We start from the raw sequence: 8,832 nt of genomic DNA, 5'->3' as shown, positions 1-8,832 counted from the left end.
CTCTTTTGACATCAAAAGAGAACATCCCTCGGCAAGCAGAACCTCCTCCCGCGGCGCGCATTCTAAATCGTCTCGCCCGCCGACAACAGCGGCGGCGCGTGGCTGCCGTGCAGTCTGCGGTCAAGATAGTTCTGTGTGATGCGCACCACCGTGCCGGACAGCGCAATTACGCCGATGAGGTTCGGCAGCATCATCAGGCCGTTGAAGGTGTCGGAAAGCGTCCATGCAAGGTCCAGCTGCATCACCGCGCCCACCGGCATCAGCGCTACGAACAGCACCCGGTAGCCCGCCCCTGCCCCTGCGCCGAAGAGATACTCTACGGCCTTGCAGCCGTAGCAGCTCCAGCCCAGGGTGGTGGAGTAAGCGAACAGCAGGATGCACACCGCGATCAGCTTTGACCCCAGCGTGCCGAACACGGTGTCAAAAGCCTGCCCTACCAGCGCACTGCCCGCCGCCCCGGCGGCGATGCGCCCGGTGTCCAGATCCACAAAGCCGGAGGTCAGCACCACCAGCGCCGTCAGGGTGCACACCACCATGGTGTCCGCAAACACCTCAAAAATGCCCCACATGCCCTGCTGCACCGGCTCCTTTACGTTGGAAGCCGCGTGCACCATCACCGAGGAGCCAAGCCCGGCCTCGTTGGAAAAAGCACCCCGCTTAAAACCCCATGTGACCGCCCGGGACAGCCCATAGCCCACGATGCCCCCACCGGCGGCGCGCAGCCCGAACGCACCCTTTACGATGGCGGCAAGCGCCGCCGGGACGGCAGTGATATGCACCCCCACCACGGTGAGCGCACCCACGATGTACAGCAGTGCCATGGCGGGGACAAGCCGTTCCGCCACCGCAGCCACACGCTTGAGCCCGCCCAGCAAAATCACCGCCGATACTGCCGCCAGCACCGCGCCGGTGACGGCCTCCGGCACGCCAAAGGCCGCTTTCAGGTTGCCCGCGATGGAATTGAGCTGGCTCAGGTTGCCGATGCCAAAACTTGCCAGCGCGCAGAACGCGGCAAACAGCACCGCCAGCACCCGCCCCGGCTTGCCCCCAAGGCCGTCCCGCAGGTAGTACATCGGCCCGCCGCGCCAGCCGCCCGCCGGGTCTTTGCGGCGGTAGTAGATGCCCAGCACGTTCTCCGCGTAGCTGGTCATCATGCCCAGCAGCGCCATGACCCACATCCAGAACACCGCCCCCGCCCCGCCGGAAAGGATGGCGGTGGCCACCCCCACAAGGTTGCCGGTGCCGATGGTGGACGCCAGCGCGGTGCACAGGCTCTGAAACTGGCTGATGGCCTGTTCCTCGCGGGCGGTATGGGCGGTGACGCTCCGGTCGGTCAGGATAGCGCCGAGGGTGTGCCGCATCCAGTAGCCCCACCGCCGCAGCTGGAAGCCCCCGGTGCGCAGCGTCAGCAGCAGCCCGGTGCCGAAGAGCAGCCCCAGCCCCATCGGCCCCCACACGATGCCGTTCAAAGCCTCGATCCCCCGCATGAACTGCTCTGGCATCCCATCCCCCCTTTTTTACTGCATCCTATGCAGCGCCATTATTCCTCATGCGGTGCGGGCAACGGAGATTTATCGGGGTCGGGGGCGGGAAGGGGTTCCAGCGTCAGCCAGAAGTCCTCCTGTTCCTCGCGGTCTTTTTCGTTGGGGTTTTCTGTTTTAGCCATACAGCATCCCTGCCTTTCTGCATAAAGGGTCGCCCGTTGGGTCATGCTTTATGCACAAAAAGGAGGCAGAGCCATGAAACACGCAAAACGCAGCGGCTGGCGTCCCTTCTGGGCGGCGCTGTGCGCCGCCCTGCTGGTGCTGCTGCCGCTGGTGGGCGGCACGGTGCTGCTCAGCCGCGCCCAGCTGCGCAGCAGTCTGCGGCAGGCTGCAAAAAGCCAGAGCGGGGTGCCCATCCGTCTGCCCAAGGCCACCGACCGGTGCACCGTGCTGCTGTGCGTGGCAGACGAGACCCCGGGCTTTGTGCTGGCCTACCTGAACGCCGGACAGAACTGCATCCATCTGCTGGCGGTGCCCGCCGCGCTGGAAGTGCCCTTTGGGGGCAAGAACGTCCCCCTTGCGGACTGCTACGCCGCCGCAGGCCCTGCCCGCTGCCGGGAGGCGCTGGGCGAGGTGTTCGCCCTGCCGGAGGATACCGACTATCTTGCCATCGCCCCGGCGGTGCTGACAAAACTGGCGGCGCGGTACGGCGCAGTGCGGGTGGGCTTTACCGGGGCGCTCACACCGGAGCAGCTGGCGCAGTACGGCAAAGGCACCGGGGTGCAGGGCATCTCCGCCGCCGATGCTCACAGCTTTTTGGCGGCGCTGGATGCCGACACTTCTCTTTCGCCCCGGCGCAGCGCCGCCGCGCGGGCAGCGGTGTGGGATGCGTTTTTCCGTCAGGCGCTGGAGCTGCTGCCCACCACCCTGCCGCAGGGTCTGCGGGAGGTGAGCAGCAGTCTGCTGACCAGCCTGACCGCCGTAGACCTTGCTACACTGGAGCGCACGCTGGAATTTTTAGCCACCAGCGCCGAGCCGGTGGATATCACCGCCGACGCCCTGCCCGGGGACTGGGCGGGCGGGCACTATACGGTGTCTGATGCCTCCCGGGCGGCGGTGCAGAGCTTTTTCAACCTCTCCCCGGCGGCGGCGCAGTCCGCATCCGGCAGCGAGCCATAGCCCAGCACCAGCGTCCCGGCGGCAGAGTGTGCCGTGCCGGTCAGGTCGTAGTCGCTCAGCAGGGAACAGCGCACCCCATACTGCCGGGCAGCAGCCCGCAGGGCGGCGTCCGGCGGCGGGTCTTTCAGCTGTGCCAGCAGGTGCAGGCCGGTGTGCAGCCCCGCAAGGGTCAGCTCCTCCGGCGCAAAGGAGGTGCGCAGCGCGGCCACCAGCGCATCCCGGCGGGCTTTATAGGCGGTGCGCTCCCGCGCCAGATGCCGGGTGAAATACCCCCCGGTGATAAAGCGCGCCAGCGTCTGCTGCTCAAACCGCCCTACCGTGCCGGAGTACAGCCGGTACTTGGCCTGCCACGCGCCCAGCAGCTGCCGGGGCAGCACCATGTAGGCGATGCGGATGCCCGGGGCAAGGCTGCGGGAGCAGGTGGATAGGTACACCACCGGGCCGTCTGCGCCCGCCATGCCCTGCAAGCTGGGCAGCGGGCGGGTGTCGAAGCGGAACTCCGAGTCGTAGTCGTCCTCTATGATGTACCGCTGTCCCGGGGCGCGGGCTGCCCAGTGCAGCAGCTCCGCCCGGCGTCCGGCGGGCATGGTGACCCCGGTGGGGAACTGGTGGCTGGGGGTGACGTAGCACACCGCCGCATCGCTGGCGGAAAGGGCTGTCAGCGACAGCCCGTCCGCGTCCACCGGCAGGCAGCGGCAGGGCACGCCGTTGTTTTCCAGCACCTGCCGGGCGCGGGGGTAGCCGGGGGTCTCCACGGCGGCAGGGCCGGGCAGCAGCGGGGCCAGCAGCCCCAGCAGATACTCCAGCCCTGCACCCACCACCAGCTGTTCCGGGTCGCACTGCACGCCCCGGTACTCGGCCAGATACCCTGCCAGCGCCTGCCGCAGCGCGGCATCGCCCCGGGCATCCCCGGGGGTGAGCAGCTCCGGCGCGGAATAGAGCAGTTCCTTTTGCAGCCGCGCCCATGTGCGGAAGGGGAACAGCCCCGGGTCCACGCCCCGGGTGGATAAATCGAACTGCACCGGCGGCGCGGTTTCGGCGGGGGGCTCTGCCGGCGGCGCGGGATGCGCGGCGGGCGGCTGCACCCCCTGCGGCAGGGCAAGATACTCCTGCACCGTAAAGCCGCTGCGCTCCCGGGCGGTCAGGTAGCCCTCTGCCGCCAGCATCTGGTAGGCGGTGTCCACCGTGTTCACCGAGACCGACAGCTCTGCCGCCAGCCGCCGCTTGCCGGGCATCCGGGTGCCCGCCGTCAGGGTGCCCGCCCGCATCTCGGCGGCAAGGCTGCGGTAGAGCTGCTCGTACAGCGGCACCGCCGAAGCCGGGTCCAGTGCCGTGGTCAGATGTACCATAGAATGTCCCTCCCATCTGGGCATTGCGTCAAACTGACCCCATAAAAAAACTTTGTTCTGGGTATTTTCATAGGGTCAGTTCTGCGTATAATAGGAGCATACCCGCCGAACACCCAAATGTCAAGTAGTTTTGTGGGGTTATCGGCGTGATTGGAGGGAAAGTATCATGTCTACTACTGCAATGTGGCTGCTGCTGGCAGTCGTCGTTATCCTGATCCTGTTTTTCAGTGTGCTGTACAAGCGCCGCTTTACGGTGCACGAGCTGGCGCTTACCGGCGTGATGGCTGCGCTGAGCTTAGTGGCCTACCTGTTCTTCCGCATCCCGTTCTACGGCGGTTCCTCGTTCCATCTGGGCAACACCTTTACTGCCCTGACGGCGCTGCTGCTGGACGGCGTGTCCGGCGGTCTGGCGGGTGCCATCGGTCTGGCACTGGCGGATATCCTTGCCGGTGACCCGGGCTACGCCATTACCACCTTCGTGCTCAAGTTTATCATCGGCATCACCTGCGGTGCCGTGGCACATAAGGTGTTCAAGCTGCGGGATCAGGATCGTCACAGCGCCGGGTATCTGGTCAAGGTGATCGTCTCTGCGGGTTCCGGTCTGCTGCTGAACGTGTTCACCGACCCCTTCCTTGGCTACTTCCGCAACGTGTACATCTTTGGGCAGGAGTACACCGTGGCACAGGCGCTGACCAAGATCGCCGGCGGCGTCACCTTTGTGAACAGTGTGGCTTCCACTGCCTGCGCCGTGGTGCTGTATCTGGCACTGCGCCCCGCGCTGGAGCGTGCAAAGCTGCTTTCCAAGGGCGAGTAAAAATAAAAAGGGCTCCTGAAGCGCCAGCTGGCGCTTCAGGAGCCCTTTTTTTGTTACCGTTTTCGGCTGCAAAGGTGCTTTGCGGCGTCCCGCCCGGCGGCAAGGCCGCTGCCGAACGCCCAGTGCAGGTTGAAGCCGCCGCAGCTTCCGGCGCAGTCCAACGTTTCCCCCACGAAGTACAGCCCCGGACAGCCCTTGAACTGGAAGGTCGGTTCCACCTCGGTCAGGGCAAGCCCGCCGCCGGTGGTCTGCGCCTGCCGCCAGCCGCAGGGGGTAAGCCCCTCGAACCGCCAGTGCTTGGCGGTGTGGGCAAGCTTCTGCCAGCTGCCTGCGGGCAGGGCGCGGGGGGCGGTATCCGGCAGGGCGGCGGCAGCCCAGAGGGCGCGGCCAAGCTTGCCGTGCAAAAGCCCCAGCCAGAACGCCGCCGCTGTGTCCTCGGCAAGCAGCGGTGCACGCGCCGCAAACAGGGCGGCAAGCTCTGTCTCCGGCACAGCGGGGAAGAGATCAAGCTCCACCGCCGGGTGCTTCGGGCTGCGCCCGGGGGCAAGCAGGCCGGACAGCTGCATGATGCAGATGCCGGAAAGCCCGTAGTCGGTAAACTGCACTTCGCCCATTTCTTCAGCCAATACCCGGTCGCCGTCCAGCAGACGGGCGGCGGCTTTGGCGCGGATGCCTGCAAGGCTCTTGTTCGGCTTTGCGCATTGCAGGGCGGTCAGGCAGGGGTAAAGCGGGCGCATCTGCCCGCCGCAGTCGGCGGCAAAGCGGGTGCCGAAGCCGTCCGTGCCGAACTGCGGCCCGGCGGCACCGCCCATGGCGCAGATGACGGCATCTGCCCGCAGGCTTTCGGTGCCGCCCTCGGCGTTTGTAAACTGCACCGCGTAGCCGCCCTTGCTCTGCCGCAGGGTGCTTACCGTGCAGCCGGTGCGCAGCTGTACGGTGTGCCGCTGCAAATGCAGCTCCAGCAGCGCCAGCACGTCTGCCGCCTGATTGGAATAGGGGTATACCCGCCCGGCTTCATCGGTGCGGGTGTACAGCCCCAACTGCTCAAACCACGCCAGCGGCGCGGCGGCATCCACCGCCGCCAGCAAAGGCCGCAGCGCGGCGGGGTCGGCGGTGAAGTACTTTTCCGGCGCAATGGCGGTGTTGTCCAGATTGCAGCGGCCGTTGCCGGTAGCCAGCAGCTTTTTGCCCACCTTGGGGTTGCGCTCCAGCACCGTGACGCGGGCAGCGGGCGCGGCCTGTGCAGCCGCCAGCGCAGCGGCCAGTCCGGCGGCACCGCCGCCCAGAATAAGGATGTGTGCCATGCGGACACCTGCTTTCTTTGGGTTTATTCCTATTTATTGTAGCAGAACCCCGCCCGGAACGCAATGCGGCGGGCAAAGCAAAAAATGCGCTGCCGGTATAATTTGCCGCCGCTGACAGATACTACATACAAAGGAAACCGCAAGGAGGGCAAAATAATGAAAGCAACCGGTATCGTGCGCCGCATCGACGAGCTTGGCAGGGTGGTGATCCCCAAGGAGATCCGCCGCACCCAGCGCATCCGGCGGGGCGACCCGCTGGAGATCTTTACCACCGGCGACGGGGAAGTGATCTTTAAAAAGTACTCGCCCATGGGCGAGGTGAACACCCTTGCCGCCCAGCTGGCGGAGGTGCTCAGCCGCCAGTTTGCACTGACCGCCTTTGTGTGCGACAGGGACCGCATTCTGACAGTCAGCGGCAGCGGACGGCGGGAGCTGACCGACCGCAGCATCAGCCAGCCGCTGGAAAAGCTGATGGATGCCCGCAAGCCCTACCAGAGCTCCGGCAACCCGGAAAAGACCCTGCTGCCCTGCGAGGGCGCACCCCGGGTGCTGCTATGCGCCGCGCCGGTACTGGCGGGCGGGGACGTGACCGGCGCGGTGGGTCTGTTGACCGAGGACCGCACCGCCTGCCCGGAGGACGCCCAGTGCAAGGCGGTTGCAGTGGCAGCGGCCTTTCTGGCAAAGCAGATGGAGGAGTGAAAACACCGCCGCCCGGCCTGTGGAGACAAGCCGGGCGGCGGTGTACATGAAAGGATGAATGAGAAAATGATTATTTAATGGTCACGGGCACTTTTTTCAGGCGGTTCCATGCGCGGATGATGCGGGCATTGGTCACCTTGGTGTCCGGGCCGAAGGTTGCGCCGTGGTCAGAGAGCAGACCCTGCTCTGCGCACCAGCGGGCGGCTTTCTGCTGCTCGATAGCGTCAGCGGGGATATCGGTATACAATGCGGTGCTTACGGGGTCGGGCTTGCCGGCAGTCGTCCACAGGACGGTTGCCAGCTCCTGACGGGTAGAGGGGATAAAGCCGCCCGGCAGCGCATAGTGCAGATACAGGGAAGAACCGTAGGCATAGGTAAGGTAACCCAGACCCGCAGCGCCCAGCACGATGCCAAGTGCGGCTGCACCGGAGGAGAACGCCGAGTCGATCTCATCGCCGGGTTTGTCCGGTGTGGGTGGCGTGGGTTTGTCCGGTGTGGGTGGCACGGGCTCTTCGGTCACCAGAACGATGGACGCCGGGGAATACACGTCAATGGTGTAGCTGCCGTCATCGTTTTTCCGGACTTTATCGGTTCCCATAATGGATTCGCCGTCTGCAAGGCAGTCGGTCAGTGGGGCAGCGGTCTTTACGGTAATGGTGTTGGGCTGCTCAGACGATCCGCTGGGGACAAAAAGACTGGTGTAGTTTTCAGAAAAGCCATCATTTACAGGCACTTGGAAGGCGCTGCCATTCTGATCTCTCACAGTGGTAAAGGCAATGGCGCTGCCTTCCGGCAGAGTGGGCTCGTTTACAAAATAGCCGCCGGTGATCTGAAGATTGGGCAGGTTGGTGATGTTGCTTACATCCACAGCTTTGGTAAACAGGCCGCCGGTGATGGAAAGCGGGGAGCGACATCTTCCGGTGAAAACCTCGCCGTCAAACAGGCCGTTGCTGATGGTGATGGAAGCGTCATCATTCGCAAGCTTCACACGCTTTTCAAAGGTCCCGCCATTGATCTGAGCCACGTGGGAGGAGGCGTTTATCTTAACAGCTTCCTCAAAGGTGCCGCCGGAGATGGTGCCGTCGTTGTTGTGCACCTCCCTTTTGAAGGTGCCGTCGGAGATGGTGTCGTGGTTGTACACATTCTCTTGGAAGGTACCGCCGGAGATGGTTTTGTAGTTGACCACCTTCCCTTGGAAGGTACCGTTGGAGATGGTGCCGTGGTTGTACGCTTCCCCTTGGAAGGTACCATTGGAGATGGTGCCGCCGAAGTTGTCCACCTCCCCCTGGAAGGTACCGCCGGAGATGGTGCCCTCATTGTAGGCAAAACTGCCGACGGTACCGCCGTTAAATTCGGCATCTTTATAAATATCGAGAGTTGCCCACAATGCGCTTTCCGCCTCAGCCTCCGAGGAGGGCTGCAGGGTGAAGGTGCCTTGATGCAATTCCAAGTTAAAGCTTGTTGCACGGCCATATGCCCAATGTTCACTGTCGCCCTCACTTTCGGGATGGCCTTCGGCGTTCAGCTGGATGGTAATGCTGTCGGCGGTGCCGTTTTCTGCGTCCAGATCACGGCTGCTGCGGGTGGCGGCTTCCTCCTCGGTGCTGCGGGAGGCGTCGGCCTCCTGTACAAGGGGTGCAGCCTTTTTGGCCGTGGTCTGGGCGGGTGCATCGAACACCGGGGCAGCTGCCAGTGCAGACACCGGCAGCAGGGACAGCAGCATACTGCCGGTCAGCAGGATGCTTACAATGCGTTTGGCTTTCATAAAGTTTCGCTCCTTTCGTGTGGGTTTTATACGGGGTGTCGTTACCATAAATATACCATAAACTAGGCAAAAACAAAAGAAATTCTGCGCGAATGGGGATTAAAACTGCGCGAATGGCTGAAAAGGAGGGAAAACTAAAACACTGCTGCCCGGGGATGTTCTCTTTTGTTTTAAAGGGCGCAGCACCCTGTAATTCCTGCTCGGCGCACAGGTGCTGAAAGGCCTTGTGTGGCATATA

8 protein-coding genes are annotated in these 8,832 nt (G+C 64.1%); 3 read left to right on the top strand and 5 right to left on the bottom strand.

Annotation, left to right across the window (positions count from 1 at the left end; genetic code table 11):
* Nucleotides 1-62 precede the first annotated feature (62 nt).
* Both WMO44_RS13995 and WMO44_RS13990 read right to left on the bottom strand, forming a co-directional pair.
* A complete protein-coding gene (locus tag WMO44_RS13995) occupies nucleotides 63-1,502 on the bottom strand; it encodes an alanine/glycine:cation symporter family protein (RefSeq protein WP_349152940.1) in 1,440 nt (479 codons plus the stop codon).
* A gap of 38 nt (nucleotides 1,503-1,540) precedes the next feature.
* The gene (locus WMO44_RS13990; RefSeq protein WP_256466534.1) at nucleotides 1,541-1,666 is read right to left on the bottom strand and encodes a hypothetical protein; all 126 of its coding nucleotides are present in this window, start codon (nucleotides 1,664-1,666) and stop codon (nucleotides 1,541-1,543) included.
* Between the two features lie 73 nt (nucleotides 1,667-1,739).
* On the opposite strand from WMO44_RS13990, the gene WMO44_RS13985 reads away from it, so the two are divergent.
* Entirely contained in the window at nucleotides 1,740-2,663 is a 924-nt protein-coding gene (locus WMO44_RS13985; RefSeq protein WP_155515410.1) for a hypothetical protein, read from the top strand.
* On the opposite strand, the gene pdxR is transcribed toward WMO44_RS13985, so the two are convergent.
* Complete coding sequence (gene pdxR / locus WMO44_RS13980) at nucleotides 2,570-4,012, bottom strand: MocR-like pyridoxine biosynthesis transcription factor PdxR (protein ID WP_349152939.1); 1,443 nt, start codon at nucleotides 4,010-4,012, stop codon at nucleotides 2,570-2,572. The two genes, WMO44_RS13985 and pdxR, sit on opposite strands and share 94 nt — an antisense overlap.
* 166 nt (nucleotides 4,013-4,178) lie before the next feature.
* Between pdxR and WMO44_RS13975 the strand changes: the two genes are divergently transcribed.
* Nucleotides 4,179-4,826 carry an ECF transporter S component gene (locus WMO44_RS13975; protein ID WP_238057081.1) on the top strand — a complete coding sequence of 216 codons (648 nt, stop codon included), beginning with the start codon at nucleotides 4,179-4,181 and terminating at the stop codon, nucleotides 4,824-4,826.
* Between the two features lie 53 nt (nucleotides 4,827-4,879).
* Here WMO44_RS13975 and WMO44_RS13970 read toward each other — a convergent pair whose 3' ends face one another.
* Nucleotides 4,880-6,130: an aminoacetone oxidase family FAD-binding enzyme gene (locus WMO44_RS13970; RefSeq protein ID WP_349152938.1), complete on the bottom strand. Its 1,251-nt coding sequence runs from the start codon at nucleotides 6,128-6,130 to the stop codon at nucleotides 4,880-4,882.
* A gap of 156 nt (nucleotides 6,131-6,286) precedes the next feature.
* On the opposite strand from WMO44_RS13970, the gene WMO44_RS13965 reads away from it, so the two are divergent.
* On the top strand, nucleotides 6,287-6,829 hold the full coding sequence (locus WMO44_RS13965) for a stage V sporulation T C-terminal domain-containing protein (RefSeq protein ID WP_270834981.1): 543 nt from the start codon (nucleotides 6,287-6,289) through the stop codon (nucleotides 6,827-6,829).
* Between the two features lie 70 nt (nucleotides 6,830-6,899).
* On the opposite strand, the gene WMO44_RS13960 is transcribed toward WMO44_RS13965, so the two are convergent.
* Nucleotides 6,900-8,594 carry a hypothetical protein gene (locus WMO44_RS13960; protein WP_349152937.1) on the bottom strand — a complete coding sequence of 565 codons (1,695 nt, stop codon included), beginning with the start codon at nucleotides 8,592-8,594 and terminating at the stop codon, nucleotides 6,900-6,902.
* Nucleotides 8,595-8,832: the final 238 nt, after the last annotated feature.

The sequence above is a fragment of the Faecalibacterium tardum genome, from assembly GCF_040096515.1.
In the GTDB taxonomy this organism is placed as follows: domain Bacteria; phylum Bacillota; class Clostridia; order Oscillospirales; family Ruminococcaceae; genus Faecalibacterium; species Faecalibacterium tardum.
This window is presented reverse-complemented; position numbering and strand designations above follow the sequence as displayed.

Bases quoted from the DNA above. Each gene is read 5' to 3' on its own strand.
- WMO44_RS13995 (WP_349152940.1), bottom strand. From the start codon at position 1,502: ATGCCAGAGCAGTTCATGCGGGGGATCGAGGCTTTGAACGGCATCGTG.
- WMO44_RS13990 (WP_256466534.1), bottom strand. From the start codon at position 1,666: ATGGCTAAAACAGAAAACCCCAACGAAAAAGACCGCGAGGAACAGGAG.
- WMO44_RS13985 (WP_155515410.1), top strand. From the start codon at position 1,740: ATGAAACACGCAAAACGCAGCGGCTGGCGTCCCTTCTGGGCGGCGCTG.
- pdxR (WP_349152939.1), bottom strand. From the start codon at position 4,012: ATGGTACATCTGACCACGGCACTGGACCCGGCTTCGGCGGTGCCGCTG.
- WMO44_RS13975 (WP_238057081.1), top strand. From the start codon at position 4,179: ATGTCTACTACTGCAATGTGGCTGCTGCTGGCAGTCGTCGTTATCCTG.
- WMO44_RS13970 (WP_349152938.1), bottom strand. From the start codon at position 6,130: ATGGCACACATCCTTATTCTGGGCGGCGGTGCCGCCGGACTGGCCGCT.
- WMO44_RS13965 (WP_270834981.1), top strand. From the start codon at position 6,287: ATGAAAGCAACCGGTATCGTGCGCCGCATCGACGAGCTTGGCAGGGTG.
- WMO44_RS13960 (WP_349152937.1), bottom strand. From the start codon at position 8,594: ATGAAAGCCAAACGCATTGTAAGCATCCTGCTGACCGGCAGTATGCTG.